The following is a 20,346-nucleotide window of genomic DNA, read 5'->3' as shown; positions in this document are numbered from 1 at the left end:
GATACCATCCGTTGTCCCCTCCGCTAACGCAGGTGTCATATTCACGCGAGATCATGTCGTTTTTGAGGATGAAAATGTATAATGTAGGGATTAATGCAAAGGTGGAGAAGCCGATGATTCATATTGCTGTGTGTGACGATGAGCCCCGCGCAGCCGGAGAGGCCGAGCGCCTGATTCTGGAAACCGGAGAAGACTTGAACGAACCTATTGAGATTTCCCTATATTATTCCGGTGAAAGCTTCGCCCGGGCCCTCCGGGACGGAAGCCAGTTTGATATTATCTTGATGGACATTGAGCTGGGCGGTCTTGACGGCATTGCGGCGGGACAGCTCCTGAGGGAGGATGACGGCAATGATCCGGTGCAGCTTATCTATATTTCCAGTCATGAAGAATACCATATGCAGCTGTTTGACCTGCGTCCTTCAGGATTCCTGAAGAAGCCGATTGAGCCGGAGGGCTTCAGGAAGAAGCTGGCCCGGGCCATACATAAGACCCTCCGTCTCCGGCAGCAGGGCCGGATCAACTTCCTTGCGGTACAGCTGAAGAACCAGGAACTAAGGATTCCTCACAGGGACATTCATTATCTGGAGAGCTGCATCAGGCAGATTACACTGGTTACTCAGGATAGGACACTACAATACTACGGGAAGCTGGTAGAGGAGGAGCAGAAGCTGACGGCCAGCCATTTCGTACGGATTCACCAGTCCTATATTGTGAACTTCTATTCAATCCAGGCCATTAGCGCCAAAAAAATCATTCTTACCACCGGCTGTGAACTGCCGGTCAGCAGCAAATATAGCCCCGCTGTGCGCAGGGCCTATCTTCATTTCAGGGGGGAGCTGGTATGAATTCCGTACTCCTCGATGAAATCATTTATCTCGCTGTACTACCGCTCCTGTCAGTCATACTGCATCTCTTCTTCAGCCGCTTCTTCCCCTGTCGTGTGGAATCACGGCTGCGGCTGACCGCATTTTACATTCTGTACATAGGTGTTCATGCTCTGCTCCATCACAGCTCACTGTCCGCTCTCCCGCTGATGGCTGGCAATATCGGACTGATCCTGGGTCTGTCCCTGCTCTACAAGGGCAGCCTTGCTTGGCGGTTATACGCTGCGGTGTTTATCTCTGCTGTGATTATCCTCAGCGATGCGGCGGTTCCACTGCCACATACTGACTTCGGTTACAGGCTCGGCCTGCTGCTCTCGAAGCTGCTGATGCTATTGCTCGTTCTGCTGCTGCGCAGGCTGGTGAAAGACGAGGGCCGGGGCCAGCCAACCGGGTGGTTAGGGTCTGTTGTCTTGCTCTTTCCTTGTCTTAGCATTGCGTTATTACTGCAGTTATCCGGCAGTCCCTTCTTCCAGCTATATCCGCAGTTATTCCCTGTCGTTCCCGCCTTGCTGCTCGCTATTAATCTTCTGGTATTCCTGCTGATTGACCGTGTGCTGAGCGCACAGTCTGAACGCAGCCAGCGCCTGCTGCTGGAGCAGCAGAACAGCTATTATGTGAACCAGTACCACCGGAACCGGGAATTTCAGGAGGAAGCCCTCCGGTTCCGTCATGACTTCAACCATATTCTGCTGGGCCTGCGCTCCAGAATTCTCAGCGGAGAAGAAGCCGCCTCTACAGCCGAGCTGGACGCTCTGCTTGGCTCGACTGGACAAGCCCAAGCTTACTGCAACACGGGCAACCCGGTTATTGACTCCATCCTGGATTACAAACGGCAGGAGGCATCCGCAGCAGAGATTGATCTCCGTCTGGAGCTGAGCCTTCCACCCCGGATGATGCTGGATACCGCTGTCATCAGCGTTATTCTGGGCAATGCCCTTGATAACGCCCTGGAAGCAGTCAGACTGATCCCCAAGGAACAGGGAACAGAACGATACATCGCGGTACATATGCATTACCTGAATGCCAGCTTATTTATACGGATTCAGAATCCCTACTCCGGTTCTGTCCTCCAAGGCCCAGGCGGTGAGCTGCTGACCACCAAAAGCGATAAGCGCTCCCACGGGATCGGACTGCGGAATATCCGCCAGACGATGGAGCGGGCCGGCGGGCTGTTTCAGCTTGCTTACAGCGGCCAGCTGTTTCAGCTGGAGCTGGTGCTTTTTCATATTGAGAGAGATGAACGTGGCGGAGGACGGGTGTCCGAGGGGGAATGATGGGGAATGGGGCTTGCTATTTCAGTTTCTTGCGCTCACGGCGGGGCTTGTGCCTATGGTTGCTGTCCCATAACTCCTTGTGCATCAAGCCTGCGAATACAAGCATGACAAGCGTCAGCACCAGCACATACTCCCGCAGAATATCGGATAAGCTGCCGGACAGATTCAGCCCGAGAATAATGTTCAGCCTTCCCCACAGCAGATTGAGACACAGTAGCGCTACTGCCCCATAAGTTACCCATACACTGCGGAGGTACAAATTATAGGTGCGCATAGGCCCCCGTCCGATGAAATATTTGCTGTAACGGATAACATATGCGGTAAAAGCGATCAAGGCGATCAGTTCCAGTGTAATCAGTACCAAGTCAATAATGTCCATGCAGATCATCTCCCCTTCTACCTAAGCCAGTGCGGTGCAGATCAATAAGCCTCTCTAGATCATTGGATTCATACGCCTCCTGAATTTGGCCCAGGGTCTCAATTTCCCGTTTGACCCGGCTGGGCTTCAGCTCGTGCTTGCGAAAGATATCGAGGAGCTTCACTTGTTGACGACCTCCTCATCATTAGGTTTTCTCTCTGCGGTTCCTCTCTCAATCAGCAGCTTCACGAGCGTACGGTTATATTCGCTAAGCTGCTTCTCATTCTCCTCATCGCGTTTCTGATAATTCTGAATCACTTTCTCTTTATTCGCAATTTGCTTAACACTCCAGATCAAGGCAGTAGATAACAGAACATTCAGCACGACTGAACCGTTGTTATCTACGAAAAGGCCAGTCAATGCACTGAAATCCATCTGTATCCCCCCATTTCCTAATGTAATCGGAACGGATTCGCGCCTTTACCCCTGTCCACATTTTTGGCGAAATTTCTTGCCGCCACTCTAACAGAATCACCCTCAAGCTAATCTACTCTAGCAATTGCCATTCTGATTGGGTTGAGCAGCAAAAAAAAAACGGAGGACCCGTAATCCGGGCCCTCCGGAGAAGGCTGAAACAAAGATTATTTGAGTTCCGAGATCCGCCGGACCAGGGAATCATACAGATAGATCAGATCGCCGGAGGGCTTGATGCCAAGCTCGCGGCTTAGCAGCCGCACGTAGTCTGTGTAGACGGCATTGAGGCCTTTTTTGTCTCCGGCCAGTTCGTGTACGGCCATCAGCTGGCGGATCACCGATTCATCGAGCGGATTCCGCTTGTTCAGCTTCAGCAGCAGCTTGGAGGCCGCAGCGGAATCCCGGCTGGCAATGAGCGCTGCGGCCAGCCGTTTGACGAAGGAGGCATACAATTCCGCATAACGCTCCGTCTCATGGATGGCCCACACATAAGCCTTGTCGCCGAACAGCTCCCCTGTATAGAGCTGCTCGATACGCATAGCCCGCTCTATATCCGGGGGTTCTATAGTGTGCAAGGCTGCAGCCTCCTGTTCAAATTCCAGATAGTCGATAACCGGCGCCTGAAGCTCAAGCGCGTACCCGTCGTTCTCCGAGCGGATCGCTTCACGCAGGCCCAGCGGCTCCAGAGATTTGCGCAGTTGATAGACGGTAGTGTTAAGATAGCTCTCCGCATTGGCCTTATGCATGCCGCCGAAGATATCCGCAACCAGCCTGGAACGGGGGACACGCTTTCCCCGGAGCAGCAGCAGATAGGCAAACAGCTCAGCACATTTACGGGAGGTCCATTTGACCCGGCCTGCCCCGCTGCTCACGGCAACATCCCCGAGCATCGTGAGCCTTACCCGCCCGGAACCGGCCGGAGCCTGCACCTCCGGCAGAGGGGAGAGCCGTGCCGGAGCAGCCCGCCGCTGGGTAAGCACCCGGTTCACCGTACGCGCAAGCCGCTCCTGGGAGACCGGCTTGACCAGATAGTCCAGCACGGACAAGTCGTAAGCCTCCAGGGCAAATTCCTTATGAGAGGTCACGAACACAATTTGCACTGGAGAACCGGCAGCCGCCAGCCTGGCTGCAAAGGCCATGCCGCCCTCTCCCGGCATAGAGAGGTCTACGAAGGCAAGCTCCACATCCGGGTGCTCCTCCAGAAAGGCAGCAGCCGGCTTCGTATCTGTGAACGTACCCGCAAGCTCGACTTCAGGCAGCTTAAGCAGCATAGTGCTAAGAATCAGATGCATCATCCGTTCATCATCGACCAGTATAACCTTCATTTATATATCCTCCCTCCCGCTGCCCGTTACTCCATCCGTTCTCCTCCTGCCGATCCCGGCAACGTGAAGTAGAAAATCGTTCCACTTCCCGGCTTGCTCTCAAACCACAGGCTCCCGCCATGGATGCGCACGAATTCACGCGCGAGCGCCAGGCCGAAGCGGGCATCTCCTGCCTCCTCCCCCAGCGGCGCCTTCAGAATCGGCTCCTCCAGGCGCAGCATGTCTGCGGTCGCTTCATCAATACCAATCCCGTCATCGCGTACAGACAAGATAACCTTCTCCTCTTCAAGCACGGCATCAACCTCAATAGAGCCGCCTATTCCCGTGAATTTGATTGCGTTAGAGAGCAGATTACGCAGGATCAGATCCAGCATCTCTTTATCCGCCCGGACGGTCAGTTCGCTGCCGATACGCTCCGTCAGGCGGATCTGTTTCATCCCGGCCTTCGTACCTGCCAGCATCAGGGCCTGCCAGACCACCTGCTGTACACTCCAGGCCTGCGGATGGAAGGAGACCTTTCCCTTCTGGCTGCGGTACCAGTCCAGCAGATTATCAACGAGCTGGAATGTATTACGGACCTGCCCTTTGATCTCCCGCACCACCTCCGCGTGCTCAGCATCCGCAGCCGTCAGCTCGTCGCCCAGCAGCTCTGTCAGGCTGACCAGCAGTGCTACCGGATCGCGGATATCATGGGCCACAATGGTGAACAGCTTGTCCTTGAAGGCATTCAGCTCGGACAGCTGCCGGGCATTCTCGCGCAGCCGGACCTCGCTCTCCTTCAGCTCCGTAATGTCGCTGAACAAGAGGATTTTGCCGATAGGGGTGCTGCCTGTATCATGAATGAAGGACAGACTGCAATTATAGTACAGGCGTCTTCCGGCCTGAAGCCGCTCGTAGGCAAACCGCTCGTCCTCATCGCTTAAGCCCCTGAGACGTTCAAGCAGCTCCCCGCTGCCGGCAAGCACCTCCGTCATATCCGCCGGGTAGCGCCTCCTGCTCCCAAGCTCGGGAAACATCTTCTCTGCGGCACGGTTGTAGCTGACGATCTGGTTCTCATAATCGAACAGAAGGACACCGTCCCGGATCGTCTCGAACACCTGCGCCATCGCCAGCGGAGTCAGGCGGAGCAGGTTGAATCTGAGGATACCCCAGGCGTAGGCGATGCCCGACACTGCAAATCCGAACGGTGTGAGATCAATCCGGGTTCCGGTCCACAGGAACAGATTGAGCAGCATAGGCGCAACCGCACCCAGAAGCAGAACAGCAATCTGTTTGCGTACAATCGGCAGCGCCCGCACAAACATGGATATGAACAGCGCAATCCCGCCAAGCAGCACCAGATAATTATACGCAGCATGGATGTTATACCACAGCCCCTTGACGGTGTAATACAAGGAGACCGAAGGGTCCGTATTCAACAGAAAATCCCGGTAGATTAGATGATGCCAGTCATTGGTGAGCTGCAGGATGAAGATGACGGCGGGGATCAGGAACAGCAGGGCGATCAGTCGCTTGCGGAAGCGCACAGCGGCTCCGGTGAATTGAATCGCTTGTACCAGCCATAAGGTGGAGACAAAAGGAATACCCAGATATTGAATGTGCAGCGCCAGCTTCACCTGGCTTAAGTTCCCGCTAAGCAGCTCAAGACCATAGCCGAAGGCGTAGAAGGCTGCTGTCAGCATAATCAGAATCATCGTTCTGGCAACAGGAAGATGTCTTTTCTGGTACGACAGGAATGACACAAACAGCATCAGTGCTGCTGCAATAAAAAGCATAATCGACATCCAGTGCCTACTTTCCACGGCTGCGTCTCCCTTAATAACAAATTCTATTAAGTTAGGATAGCACCTTCCGGGTCGGGGTGTCCACGCCTTGATTTTCCATTACAGGTTACCGGCAAAGGCCGGTCCTTATGCGGACCGGCCTTTGCTGCAGCCTCATTTCTTACTTGGATAATTTATAAATAATCTTGGATAATGTCATGACCAGCTTGTAGTAATTTTTGAAGTCACTAATATACTGACCTGCCGCCTTTTCGAACATCTTCAGGACAATCTTCGCCCCGATGTAATCGCGGTAGACATCCCATACGGCTCCTGCCGAATCCAGCACGTTGGCTCCGGATACAATCAGCACCTTCAGTGCATCCTCCGGTTCAATCCCTTCCGTCACCTTCAGCTGATTGGTGGCATCGGAGATACTAATCCTTCCGTTGCGCATGGCGGATACGACAACAATCATGGCGATTTCATTGTTGTCCAGCAATTTGCGTTCCAGGGAATCGAGACTGTCATAGAATTCCCGCTGTTTGGCGGTGGATACCTTTTTGAGAATTCGGTAGGTCTCCTTGAGCACGCCGCCCGTGGCCATCTGAATCGCAGTGCCCAGATCCACGAGTGAGATCAGACCGGAATCCAGCATTCCCTGGGCGATGTCATCCATTGTCCAGCCGCCAATTCCCACCAGCAATCCCAGCAGCCAGACCGGCTGATAATTGATCGAGATCAGAGCACCCGCAACCTCACTGACCTGTGTAAATCCTCCGTCATACAGCGCTTTGGCTAAAGAGTAGTGGCTCATACTGCCCTTATACTTGTTCAGCAGCTTGGCAACATCAATTGCGGACAGGCCGAGCTGCTGCCTCAGAACTGCAATAGTGTTGTCGGTCTGCACATTCCGATAAGCAATGTATTCGCTTGGTGTGTAGTCATTGCGGATCAGCCATTGCAGCTGCTCGTCCACGGGCCAGTCTCTCAGGAAGACCAGCGCCTGCGGTACTGAGAGTCCAAGCTTTTTGAGAATCGCGGCAATTGCATCCCCGCCTTCGCCTACTGCATCAAGCCCTCCCATAATCGCCGTACCCGTATATCCGTACTCACGCATGGCAAGAGCAATCTCTGCGATTGGCGCATTCGGCAGTCCTGCCTTGACAATCTTAATGACCTTGTACGGGAGCAGATTCCACTTCCGCAAATATTGAACGATAGCGGCTGGCGTATTAACACCCAATTGTACCAGCTGTGTTCCCTGCTCCTCTTCCGTACCTGCATTCTGGCGCGTTTCGTTGAAGTAATTGTAGCGCATCTTCAGAATGCTGGTATTGTCATAACCCAGGCTCCGCAGCGTATCCACCAGGTAGCTGGACGGTGCCAGCTCAAGCAGCCCCCGCAGATACAGCTCGGCAGCCACATCATTGGCATTTGCTCCCCGGTCCTTCATACGCTTCAGATAGGCGTAGAGCGGATCAGCGCCGAACACTTCAGTCACCGCTGCACGTACACGCTCCGCAGACATGATCGTAGTGGAGATCGCATCCTGCACACCCAACGCATCCAGATTGAAAATCACCCTCAGCGCAAGCACGATATCGGTATCCCTGAATTTCGCCTTCATATAACTCGCAACCGTTCCCGGGCTGCCCATAGAGGTTGCCGGAATCAACTTCGCGAGGTAGCCGATATTCGTGCTGCTGTAATACACCGTAGTGACGGCCAGACCAAGCTCCGGACCTTTGACATGCACTGCCAGCAGGGCGGTTGCTTCATCGGCACCCAAGTTATAAGCATCCTTCAAATACTGGAGGATGTCCTGTATCGCTGTACCTTGCTTATAGAGCAGGCTTACAGCAGCTTCTGCACCCGTGATTCCATACAGATCAAGCAATTGCTGAAGAGTTCCAGAGGATGTGCCCACTGCAAAATACACCTCAGCCACTGTCTTCTGTACCGCATCCGCTGTGTAAATACCCAGTCCGTTCAGGATCTCCTTCGCCTCCGCCTCCGTCTTGCCGTAGCTCTTCTTCAATAGTTCTGCGATATACGCCATCCGGTAGCCGCTTGTGCTCAAGACCTGCGCCGCTTGCGGGGCATCTGTGAAAATACCCTGCGCTCTGAAGAACTCCATTGTGGCGGCATCATACGTGGTCCCATAAATGGCGCTGATGCTGCTCAGAACTGCTGAAGCACTGAACGATCCGTCTGCAATCAGCAGTGCTGCGGCAGCCGCCGCTGATTGGCCGTTATACTCTTTGAGCATTTTGACAATATCCTGGAGCGGGTAGCCCGCAGTCCATAGATAGGCAATGGCCGCTTGCTCTCCTATAATTCCGGCTTCCTGCAGGATAGATTGAGGCGTTGCAGCCGTATTGCCTTCCTCCACAGCTGTGCCGTAGACCTGCCGCACCGTCCATTCTATAATGCTGGCGTCTTCCAATTGGAGCGACAGCAAAGCATCCCGAGTAGCCTGTAGCGAATTTCCATAATAGCTCTTGGATACTTCGGTCACATCCTGCAGCGTGTAGCCCAGCGAACGAAGATATGGCGCTGCATCCTGGATGGAGGCAATGCCGCTGCGGTTCAGCAGCTCCTCCACGCTCTCATTCACCGGTTTGCCGTAGTATTCCGCCACAGCAGCCAGAATGTCAGCCACCGGATAGCGCCCGGATTGCAGCAGGCTGTAAGTCGTCTCTCCGGCGCTAAGATTGTAGTGCGTCTTGCCTGCAAGCACCAGGTCGGTGATTGCAAATCCGGCGCTTCTCAGCTCCGGCACAGCATCGGCGAACACGGTGATCCCCAGCGCATTCAGCGTATCCAGCCGGGTCTGCGTCAGATTCTGCCCGTATACATAGGACACCGAATTCTGTATGTCCTCATCACCATAAGATCCCTCGACTGTCAGAGCGGCGGCAGTCTCTCCGGCCTTTAACCGGTAATGCTCCTTGCCCACCCTGACGATCCCGTTCAGATCGAACTTCATGTTGCGCAGGAAGGATACAGCAGATTCCAGGGTGACCAGCCCGCTGGCTGCCAGTGAATCCACGATACTCTCACGCTGCGAGGTCCGGTAGATATCCGTCACACCCGCAAGGATATCCTCCTGGCGGTATAGCCGGGAATCTGTGAGCAGCTGCAAGGCTGTTCCCGCAGATAATCCGTATTCTGTCTTGGCCAGCCTGATGCTGTTCGCCAGACTGAACCGGGCCTGGAACACAAAGGCAATGGCTTCCTCGAAGGAGGGAGCTCCCTGCCGGACAAGCAGTGCATGAATCACTTGTTCAACAGATTGTCCATAGACTGCGGCAAGGGTCGTTACCAGCACATTCCTGTCAGCCAGAATATTCTTCTGCACGAAGAGCAGCGCCGTCTGACCTGCGTCCTGGTGGAAGGCGTCTTTGGCTGAGCTGGCAATATCTCTAGGCGCAAATCCCGCATTCCACAGATATTCAACAGCTGCGCTTACTTCAGTAATTCCCTTCTCCTGCAGTGCTTCTGCTATCGTACTTCCGAGCGTCTGTCCGTATACGGAAGCAAGCCCGGATAGAATAAGACTCTGATCATTCGGATATGCGGCGGTAAGCAGCTTGGCAGCTTCTCCGGCCGTAAGCCCGTAATAATCCTTGAGTGCGCGGGCCATATCCGGCAGCTTGTAGCCGCCCTTCTGCAGAAATTCCAGCCCGTCCTCCGGCGATACGAGCTTGGCAGCGCTCAGGAGCTGGGCAATGGTAATTTGCTGCTGGCTATAGAGCGACTGCAGCAGCGCAAGCGTTGCCTGCAGGTTGCCCCGCACTCCGGCATGGATCAGCAGCCCCCGCATGACCTCGTCCTGGCTGAATCCGCCCTGAATCAGGGCCGGACCCACCTTGTCCGATTGCCAGTAGGCAGGGTAACGCGCAGCAAGCGTGTTAATCACGGAGGCAGCCGTAGCCCCTTGTGCCCGCAGCGTCTGAATCCACAGCGAGATTGGATCGCTGCCGTAGGCCCAGGCCGCCGCCCGGCCGATATCCTCCTGATCCTCGTCAGTCTGCTGGAGCAGCAGTGCCATCGCAGCAGCGCTATCCAGCCCGTAGGCTTCACGCAGGACCAGCGCCCGGTCCTTCAGCGGATACGGAGCCAGCCGGTCAATGACCTGGCTCATGGTAAGACCTTTTGTAACCAGATAAGCAGTCACATCATTTGCTGCAATTCCGTATGTGCTGAAAGCGGCCACCCATTCACTCCACCCCTGACTGTCGAATTCAGCAGCGACCTCTTCGAAGGAATACCCCGCATTTTTCAGCGCAGAGATCAGGTAAGGCATTCCTTTCGCTCTGACACCCCCTGTAGGGTAGAGATTAATCGTCCCTTCCACGATCCTATTCAAGGTATACCGGCTGGATAAGCTCATGGCAACAGTGATATCCGGCAGCGTCGCACCAGCGAATAAATACTGGGTATCCTTCACCACCGTCCGCACATCACAGGCGCAGCCAAATCGGGAAAAGGCCTCGGTGCGCTCCAGCTCCACCCAATCCTGCATCGTGAGGCCCATCTGCCGGATAAGCGGCTTGGCAATCTCAAGCTTATCCCACAGCCTGGAGTTACTCATAACAGCCGCTATCGCGGTAGCATCCGCCTTCTCATCTGCATCCTGGGCGAACACGGTACGCAGCGCCGTCAGGACCTGGTCTGCTTCGTAACGGTTATTGTAATCATGGTAGAACAGATCCATTGCACCGCTCAGCGTGAGTGCTGTTCCTGCTTGTCTGTAAGCATCATACATTGTCTGCAGCGATTGTACCGGCGTTTTGCCTGCCAGCCTGAACTGTCTGAACAGTTCATAGGAATTGCTGCCCTGCTTCAGATAATAGTCCGCCAGCTGAACCGGATCATATCCCCCATCCAAAAGGTATTTCAGTACATGCTCCCGCTGGGTTTGGGTAAGCCCTGGAGAGAGAGCCGCAATCGCTGCCGGGAGTTCTGCACCGAACTGTTCACGTAACAGCGCGGCCTGTGCTGAAGCCTGATACCCGCTGGCGGCGAATTGAGCGAGTACCTCGCTTAACGTGACACCTGCCGACACCCATAAATCATTCACGATGATGGCAATTTCCTGCACCTCATAGTGCTTGGCCATTAAGGCGCTAATGATCACGGAGGCACCATCTCCGGCCGATTTAACCGCTTCGGCCACTTCCCGTGCAGACACCTTCGCGTTCAGCAGCTCTGTCGCCGCATCCTGCTGCGAATATTCCCGGCGCAGCAGAGAATACGTATACGCCGCCGGGAAGCCAGCGCCCATGAAGGCCCGCAGCATTTCTGCCGCGCCAGCAAAGCTGTATTGCTCTGCAATCGCCTTGCTCACATCCGCCGCCGAATATCCCGCTTGGGACAGCCAAGTCGCACTGGTAACGGCATCGCCCGAGTACAGCTCCTTGATGACCGCTGCCGATTCCGTTGCCGGTTGCTTGCCTTCGGCCATGGCGGACACGGCCTGTGCATGGCTCAGACCGTATGCACTCTGGACAGCTCCGGCAATCCCGAGGCTGTCATAACCTGTCAACCGGAGTAACTGTACGGTATTGCCGCTTGTTTCATTCCAGTTACCCTTTAGGACCTTCGCCGCTTCTGTAACGGATACATTGTAGCGCTTCAGATATCCCAGGATGCCTTTGCTGGACAGACCGAATCTCTGAAGGACCGGACCGATCTCACTGGCCGAATACCCTGCCGAGAGAAGCTCTCCTGTAATCAATCCATCATACGCAGCCGTAGCCGGCTTAAGGGAATTGTAGGCATCATAGACCGAAGACGCATCCGCGTTCATTGCATACAGGATCGGCGTCAGTTCTGAGCGGATCATCCCATACTCGATCAGAACCGCACGGTACAGATTCGCTGCCTTGAAGCCGCCGTCCCGCAGAAGCTCCGCCGTCTCCAGCGCCGTCTTGCCGTATTGCTTGTGAAGTATTTGAGCCGGGTAGGCTGCATCGTTCTTATAGGCATAGCTGGAGACGAACCCGAGCAGGGTCGCCACATTAGCCACCGGCAATTCGTCAAAGACAGCCAGGAACGTCTGATTGACCGCTTTCACCCGGTTCACACCGGTGTAAACTACCGATACCGTGGAGGCTGAACCAATTACCCGGCCGCTGCTGTTCCAGCTCAAGAAGATCTGCGCCGGATCTGCCCCGAGTGCCGCAGTCACGGAGCTTTGCCATTGACCATCGATCTTGACGGAGAAGGACCCGCTTGAAATCACGCTGGCCAGCGGTTTGTCAAACGTAAGGATAACCTGGGTCCCATTCTCCGAAGAGGTCGCATCCATCAGGAGCGGCGGCGTGCTTACATTATTCACCGTCAGCTCCGCACCGAGATCATACCCCGCTGCATCCAGCCGCAGCTTGAATTCCTTATTGTAAGCCAGGTTCGCTGCCACCTTGTACGTCTGTCCGAAGTCTGCAGTGGATACCGGACCCAGTGTTGCCGGGTTGTTGCCGGCATCCTGCAAGCTGAACTGTACACCTTGAACCGGTGTACTGAAGCTTACAGTGAAGCCATTCTCATTCACACCTGTGATACTTGAAGTGACACGGTAAGCCACATACACCTTAACCGCTGCCCCAAAGTCATACCCCGCCTTCTTCAGAGTCAGCGAATACGTACTGCCTTCGGCAAGCTGGGTTTGAATGATGTAGGTACCTGCGTCTGTTCCCGCAGCGATCCCCGTCACCTTGATCCTATCGCCTGCCGCCGTAAGAAGCTCCACATCCTCAGGCTGCACATCAATTCCCTTACGGCCCAGCAGCACACTTATTCCGCCGGCATCCGCACGGGTGACCTGGCTCGTAACCGCAACTGGCAGCACCACTTCGAGAGGCCCTTCTACCGGGTGGGACGGATCTTGCACCATCAGCGTATACGTTTGACCGGCGGCTATAGGCACACGCACCAGATAGATTTTGCCCGCATCGGCTGTACCCGGATTAGCATCATAGAATAAGCTTGCGGTGAGGGTTACACTCTGCCCGCCGGGTCCACTGAGGTGCACGGAGGACAGATTCAGGTCAGGCACGGCCGTGCTCAGATGCAGACTGAAGCCGGAGGTATTAATGCTGCTCGCTGTCAATTGCAGCATTGGAAGAACATCCACATGAACCGACGGTCCAAAATCATACCCCTTAGCTGTCAGCGCCAGTCGGTACGCCGCCCCTTCCGTCAGCTTCGCCGCCGCTTGATACGTCAGCCCGCCGTCCGCCGTCACCAGGGAATCTAGCGCAACAGCCTCGCCGCTGCTGTCCTTCAGCAGAATGTGGCTGACCTTCAAATCCGGGACTGCGGCTTGCAGCCGCAGGGTGAACCCGTTCTTGGACAGCGCCTCGATAGACTTGGCGACAGGCTGCAGCACCGTGAACGGCAGGACCGCGCCGAAATCATAACCGGCTGCCGCTATATTCAGACTGTAGGTGGCCCTGTCTTGCAGCGCCGCCCGTATGGCGTAGGTCGCACCTCCATCTGAGGTGGTTGCCGCAGACACAACGCTCTGATTGCCCTCCGCATCCTTCAAGATGAAGCTGGCTGCGCTAAGTCCCGGAATAGCCGGGTCCAGCTTCACCGTCAGCCCGTCATTCTGAATTTTGTCATAGCTGAGTGCAACTTGTACCGGCACCTTCACCGTAAGAGCTGCCCCAAAGTCATAGCCTGTCCCGGCCACAGTCAGCGTATAGACCGCTCCATCTGCAAGATTAGCAGACAATACATAACCGGCCCCCCCGTTCAGCTCCTTGACGGCTGTAACCGGAGTGGACTGCCCGGCAGCATTAACCAGCTTGAAGCTGCCAGCCTTAAGCCCGCCAACAGCCGGGTTCAGGAGAACACTCACGCCTTGCCCGTTAACAGGACCAACCTCACTTGCAATCACACTCGGCAGCGTAGCCGACAAGACTTCCCCGAAGTCATGACCCGTCTGTTGCAGCGCAATCGTATAGGTCTGGCCTCCGGCAAATGCTGCCTTCAGGCGGTAAGTCAAGCCATGGTCGTCCGTCACCGCAGAGGACACAGGCAACACTTGCCCTGTGCTATCCTTCACCGTGAAATCAGCGGCACTCATTCCAAAGACACCGGGATTCAGTCCGATCTCCACGTAGTCCGCTCCTATTCTCAACACTGCCGCGCTTATCCTAGCCGGAACGTCAATGAAGATCGGGGTGCCAAAGTCATACCCGTGCTTGACAATACGCAGCGAGTAACGCTCTGTTCCCCAGAAGCTCGCTTCTACCTTATAAGTGAATCCCCCGTCCGCTGTCGATATTTTCATAGGATGGTAGACTGTAGCGTTGTCTCCTTGCTTGATGTTCAAATCACCCGGCAGCAGGCTTGGCATCGCCTGATCGAAGCGTACAGTGAACGCCTGATTGTTCCCGGTCTCCATCCCCTCGAACGCAGTCGCTACAGCCTGGATGGACAACGGCAGCTCCGTACCCAGGTCGTATCCCGCCACATGCAGGCCCAGCTTGTACTGCACACCCGCCTTCAGATAGACACTAATCTCATAAGACCGGCCCGCATCCCGGGTAATGACCGATCTTAAGTTGACGGTTTGGCCTTGGTCATCCGTCAGGCTGACATTTCCGGGGTCCAGACTGAGCGGTGAGGACAGGCTCAGCTTGAAGCCGGTCACAGACAACTGATCCACCGTGGCCGAAGCCGCATTCAAGGTGAACGGGTCAATGCTGTCAAAAACATACGGCGCCTTCGCAGCAATCTTCACCGTGTACGTCTTGCCTCCGGCCAGCGGAACAAGCACGTTATAGCTCCCTGGAGCAGTGGAAGCCTGGAGGGATTGTACCGCAGCGATATTACCCTCTTTATCAGTGACGGTAATATCCGCAGCACTTAGACCGGGCACCTCCGAGCTCAAAACAAGCTTGAAGCCGCTCCGCGACTGGCCGTGAATGATTGCATATACCCCTACTTGGAAGCCCACCGTAAGCGGAGCCCCGAACAGATAGCCGGGATACTTGGCTTGCAGGGTATACGTCTCGAAGGCGTCGAATTTCCCTTCAATATTGTACATCGCGCTTGCCGGACCTTGAGAAGTCACCGTAATCGCGATCTTGCGGCCTTTGCTGTCATACAACGCGAAATGCTCTTCGGTCATATCCGGCAGATTCGGAGAGACAGACACCACAATCTTGTTCAGCACCGTGCCCACCAGCCGGAGGGCAGCCGACGCCGAGATATCGAAGGAGACCGGAGAAGCCAGCCGGAAGTCCTCTCGCGCCAGATCCAGAGTGTACCCCTTGCCCGCGGCCACCGCATTCAGCGTCACCTGGTAGCTTAGGCCCTGATCCGTTGTCTTGAGTGAATACTCATTCACAGGGATTGGATTCCCGCTCGGATCACGGAGGATCACTTGCTGCGGGGTCAATCCGGCAACCTTGGAGCTGAATTGAAGCTTGAACCCCAGTACCGTTATATTGCTGAGCGCAGCCGTAATGATTTTCGATATTGGAAAAGCTACGGGTTCATTCACCTGATAAGTTACATCCGGCTTGTACTGTACCGTATACGTTTGCCCTCCGGCAAAGGTACCGGCAAGGGTGTAGTGAGCGCCTGCATCCGCTGTTGCCGCTGAAGTCAGTGCAATGCTGTCACCAGCGGCATTTCGGATTACAAAATGCCGCTGGGCCAGCCCCGGAACCGGCGCATCCAGCTGCACCTTCACACCTGCTGTTGTCGCCTCCATAACTGTCAGCGTTGGCGGCAGCCGGAAGGAGACTGGATTCATTGAGAATTCATCCTTGTCCAGCTTGACCATGTAGGCCATACCCGGCTTCAACTGATTGCCCGGCACTCGAAGCTGGTAGCTCGCCCCGCCGTCTGCCGACTCGAACAGATTCGGATAATAGAGCGTGCCGGCTTCATCCGTTAACGACAGCCCCAGATAATTCTCAATCTCCGGGAACGCGGGAGCGAACTTCAAGGTGAACTGCCCGTCCTTCGTTACATCCGCTATGCTGGCGGCAATCCACTTATTCACATGGAACGTGACCGGCGAGTCGAAGAGGATGTACCCTTTCTTCAGCACAATCGTGTAGTCCGCATTCTCCGCAAGCGTTACCCGCACTTGATAGGTCCCGCCATTATCACTCGTGGTTAACGTAACTCCGTTCAGCTTGTTATTCTGCGCATCCGTGATCGTAAGGTCATCAGGCAGCAGGCCCGGCACCAGGTTGGCAAAAGAAAGCTCGAAGCCCGCACTCGTGATCTTCGAGACACTGGTTGTCCCTGCGTCTGTGGTCGCTGCAACCTTGAAATTCACCCCTGCTTCCGGTAGATGCCCGGTCAGCTTCAGAGTATAGCTGCCTCCCGCCAGGTGGGCCGACAGCCGGTAGCTTGCGCCCTGGTCCGCCGTTGTTGCTGAGGATATCACTACGGGATCTCCTGTATCGTTGTTCAACAATACGAAATTCCCTGCACCCAGCCCATCCACGGCATAATCGAGCGTCGCAAGCAGCCCACTGTTCTCAATCTCATCGACAGAGACTGTAGCAATTAGCGGAACCGCAAAGGAGACCACATTCGGGTCCACATCTGCATCCAGCGCGAGACTATAGTAGCCCGGGGTCAGGGCGGCTGAGAACTGATAGCTTCCGCCTTCCGGGTCATTCATGACAACCTTCTGGATAGGAACCACTGTGCCTTCAAAGGCCCGGGTTAACTTAAAGCCGTATTGCATATTGATCTTCATCGCAGGTGACATCACCAGCGTGAAGCCGCCGTATGTCGGAACTACTACCGTGTTCTGGGCATACACATAAATTTTCTTCGGCGCGCCGAAGTCATACCCGTCCGCCTGAACCGATACGTAATAACTCTGACCGCCCTCTCCGTCAAAAGCCACTACATAGATCCGCTGCTGGTTATCCCAAGTGACACCTGTAATCGCAACCTCATGGCCTGCCAGATCCGTGGCCCTGAAATGTTCAGCGGTCAAATCCGGCACGCGCGGATTCAGTCCGGCCATGAATTGGGTCGGCTTCCGCCCCGCGCCCCACACATTCAGAGTCGCGTTCACCAGTGTGGCCGGCTTCCCGAAGCTGTAGCCCGGAGCCGTAATGCCAAGTACAAATGGGCCTCCGGCATTAATCTGCGTAGTAAGCAGCTTGTAGGTACGGCCTCCGTCACTGGAGCCCGCCGAGTCCAATACAACCGCCCCGCCGCTGCTAGTCTTAAGCTCAAAGGCTGAGACTGTCAACCCCGGTACCGCCCGCCCGAAGTGAACCGTAAGGCCGCTATAAGCACCGGGGTACCCGTCGAAGGTCGTATACTTACTGATCTCCACGGTCTCAGGAACAACTAGGGTCCCTTGTATGAACCGTCCGTCATAGAGATTGACATGGTAAGCATAACTTCCTGCTGCGGGCAAATCCGCAGCTATCACCGCAGATTTCCTGTCCAGACCAAGCTGGACTTCATCCACGGCTACGGCCCCTCCGCCCAGAGCCTGTAGAGTCATATCGCCTGCCGAGAAGTCTGGCGTACCTTGCGCAAACTGCAGCTCAAATCCGCTATGCGTCACCCAGCCTGCCGAAGAGGGAACTTCCTCTGCCCGGACCGCCAGAGCCGCCGGTTCCGTGAACTCATACCCCTCCATATCAAGCGAAAGGGTATACGAATCCTTCGGGGCCAGGCTGGCCCACACTTCATATTGCTGGCCGGGAACCACTGTACTGAGCATATCGATACTGACCTGCCCGCCCGCCGCGTTCTCCAGCACCAGGCTCAGAGAATCTATCTCCGGCACTGTCTTATCCATGGACAGGATAAAGCCGTAAGTACGCACGGTGCCAATCGAAGGTTCAACCTTCACCTTGCCTACGGCTGGTACAGTCACTTCAAGCGCTGTCCCGAAGCTATAGCCGCTCCGTTCCATACTAAGCGTGTAGGTGCTGCCCGGGGCAAGTCCTGCAGTAATCGTGTATACACCGCCATCCTCTGCGGAGGCCGCTCCGTCCACCGGAATGCTGCTGCCATCCCCCGCTGTCAAAGCGAAATGAGCTGGGGTTAATCCCGCAACCGGTGGATTCAAGGATACCTGGAAGCCCGTCTCCGTGATGCCGTAGACCTCAGCAGATACCGAGATCACTACCGGGTCCGTGACCGGAACGAATACGTACACAACCCCGCCGAAGTGGTAGCCCGCCTTCGTCACGCTTAACAAGTAGGTAGCCCCTTCCTGCAAGGCAGCTGTCAGCTGGTAAGAGCTTCCGCCGTTATGGGCAGCAGCCTCTTGAATAGCGACAGCTTCGCCCGTCCCGCTGCGCTTCAGGGTGAAGCCAGACAGCAGCAAATCGGCTACCGGCTGATCGAACTGGACCTCCAAGCCCGCTACGCTGATATTCTGCACCGCCGTGGCCACCCGAATATCCTCCGGTGTAGTCACCGGAATAACTAAGGTTACCGGGGCGCCGAAGGCATACCCTGCCTTGGAGAGTGTAACAGTGTAGGTCTCCCCCTCCTTCAAGGCTGCGGCAACCCGGTAAGAGCTTCCCCCGTTCAGTGAGCCAATGAAGGATATCTCTATGGCCTGTCCCGCTGCATCCTTCAGCGAGAGCTCTGCTGCTGTCAGGTTCGCAACAGGCTTGCTGAAGCTGAGCATGAAGCCGCTCGGAGTACCGAGCGCAGCAGTAACTGCCACCTCAAGCGGCTGCTCTGCAGGCGGCAGGGTTGGATGAGGTGTTGGGGATGGAGTAGATGTTGGAGATGGCGGGGTCGTCGGGTTGCTTCCGCCACCGCCACCACCGCCACCACCACTTCCTCCGCCAGTTCCACCCGCTCCACCTGCTCCGGCAGGAGCCGTGCTTGCAGCCGGAGCAGTAACCGTATACTCTCCGCGTGTCGTAGTTTCCACGCTGCGGGGGGAACGTTCAAACACTACTTTTGGAGCATCTACCAGTGCCTTCACGATTTCTCCCGCGCCTGATACACTTGCTGTGCCATGCAGCTCCAGATCACTTACCTTCACGCCTTCGTTCAGCGTAATGGACGAAGCGCTGACTCCCCCGGCAACGCTTAAGCGGCCTATGGTCCCCGAGGTGACCACAACCTTGACGTTGCTCTTAATCTCCACCGAGCTGAAGTCCCCGCTCAGGGTGACTTCACCCGCTCCTGAAATAACAACCCCCTCAATACCGCCGGAAGCTGTCCCGCTCTGCTCTGACTCAAGCTTAGCATCGGACTGGACATTCAACTGCCTGATGATCGTTGTCCCGCCGACCACAACCCGTACCAGACCGTCCGCCCGATCCACGGTTACAACACCGAGCTGCGAATGATTGATATGTACACTATGGGCACCGCCGCCTTGAATATTTGTGCTGCCCTGTACCGTCACCTGTTCAAGGTAGATCTCTCCGTCTCCAACCTTGGAGCCGATGAGCAGATTTCCTTGAACCTGAACGTTGCGCAGCGTTATGCCCGGCGCATTCAGGGTAAGATCACCGGCAACGGTGAACGAGCCTGTAGCAGGACCATAAGTGCCGCCCGTCTCCAGAGTCTTCGCTGGAAGAATGATCCCTCCCTCTGCATGGCTGCCGGACTGCTGCTTCAGACGATCCAGCAGCACAACGGCTTCGGCCCGTGTAAGCTGCCGTGAAGCTGCAATCGTTCCATCCGGGAAACCCTTCATGTAACCGGCACTTAGCACAGCACCCAGCGCATCACGGCCATAGCCCGGAATACTGCCGGCATCCTTGAATACCTTCAGCGGATCTTCGCCGTCCTTCATCAGCACAGGCGTAAGCTTGGCGAGCATTACGGCCGCCTCCACCCGTGACAACGGCTTGTCCGGCTGGAAGGTCCCGTCAGGAAATCCCTTCACATATCCGGCCTGGACCGCTGCCTGCACCTGTGAGACGAACCAGGCCGCAGAGGAAACATCCTTGAAACTGATCTTTCCCGTTCCCTGGTAAGCAAACAAGCGGTTCACTAACGCCACAAACTCTATACGTGAGATAGTCTGATCAGGCCGGAAGCTTCCATCCTGGAAGCCTTTGATATACCCGTCTCCTATCCATTCGCTTAGTTGCAGCTCCGCCCAATGACCGTTAATATCGCTCGCAGCAGAGGCTGTCCCGTTCACAGCCGCAGCCTTTGCCTGGCCTGTCTGCCAAAGTCCGGGACTCCACAGCCCCGCAATTAGACTGACAATCAACAGCCAATGGAGCAAGAGCCTTATTCTCTGTTTTGCCCGGTGGTTCTTCACGCCAA

At 55.6% G+C, this 20,346-nt stretch carries 8 protein-coding genes; 2 read left to right on the top strand and 6 right to left on the bottom strand.

Going from position 1 to position 20,346, the window contains the following annotated elements:
• Positions 1–68 precede the first annotated feature (68 nt).
• Together C173_RS05830 and C173_RS05825 are read left to right on the top strand one after the other, a co-directional pair.
• A complete protein-coding gene (locus tag C173_RS05830) occupies positions 69–848 on the top strand; it encodes a LytR/AlgR family response regulator transcription factor (protein ID WP_235191795.1) in 780 nt (259 codons plus the stop codon).
• The gene (locus C173_RS05825; protein WP_036723210.1) at positions 845–2,161 is read left to right on the top strand and encodes an ATP-binding protein; all 1,317 of its coding nucleotides are present in this window, start codon (positions 845–847) and stop codon (positions 2,159–2,161) included. Before C173_RS05830 ends, C173_RS05825 begins: the two co-directional genes overlap by 4 nt.
• 16 nt (positions 2,162–2,177) lie before the next feature.
• Here C173_RS05825 and C173_RS05820 read toward each other — a convergent pair whose 3' ends face one another.
• The 6 genes from C173_RS05820 to C173_RS05800 all read right to left on the bottom strand — a co-directional run bounded on the left by C173_RS05820 (position 2,178) and on the right by C173_RS05800 (position 20,341).
• Complete coding sequence (locus C173_RS05820; RefSeq protein ID WP_036723208.1) at positions 2,178–2,540, bottom strand: hypothetical protein; 363 nt, start codon at positions 2,538–2,540, stop codon at positions 2,178–2,180.
• Positions 2,527–2,703 carry a hypothetical protein gene (locus C173_RS34150; RefSeq protein ID WP_155991288.1) on the bottom strand — a complete coding sequence of 59 codons (177 nt, stop codon included), beginning with the start codon at positions 2,701–2,703 and terminating at the stop codon, positions 2,527–2,529. Before C173_RS34150 ends, C173_RS05820 begins: the two co-directional genes overlap by 14 nt.
• The gene (locus tag C173_RS05815; RefSeq protein WP_036723207.1) at positions 2,700–2,954 is read right to left on the bottom strand and encodes a hypothetical protein; all 255 of its coding nucleotides are present in this window, start codon (positions 2,952–2,954) and stop codon (positions 2,700–2,702) included. Before C173_RS05815 ends, C173_RS34150 begins: the two co-directional genes overlap by 4 nt.
• A 206-nt stretch (positions 2,955–3,160) precedes the next feature.
• Positions 3,161–4,318: a response regulator gene (locus tag C173_RS05810; RefSeq protein WP_036723206.1), complete on the bottom strand. Its 1,158-nt coding sequence runs from the start codon at positions 4,316–4,318 to the stop codon at positions 3,161–3,163.
• 26 nt (positions 4,319–4,344) lie between these two features.
• Positions 4,345–6,093: a sensor histidine kinase gene (locus tag C173_RS05805; protein WP_235191794.1), complete on the bottom strand. Its 1,749-nt coding sequence runs from the start codon at positions 6,091–6,093 to the stop codon at positions 4,345–4,347.
• Between the two features lie 169 nt (positions 6,094–6,262).
• Positions 6,263–20,341, bottom strand: coding sequence for an S-layer homology domain-containing protein (locus C173_RS05800; RefSeq protein ID WP_036723204.1), 14,079 nt, complete (start codon positions 20,339–20,341; stop codon positions 6,263–6,265).
• Positions 20,342–20,346: the final 5 nt, after the last annotated feature.

The sequence above is a fragment of the Paenibacillus sp. FSL R7-277 genome (assembly GCF_000517965.1).
Classification (GTDB): domain Bacteria; phylum Bacillota; class Bacilli; order Paenibacillales; family Paenibacillaceae; genus Paenibacillus_AQ; species Paenibacillus_AQ silagei.
Note: the sequence above shows the minus strand (reverse complement) of the source record. Positions and strands in the feature narration are given on the sequence as shown.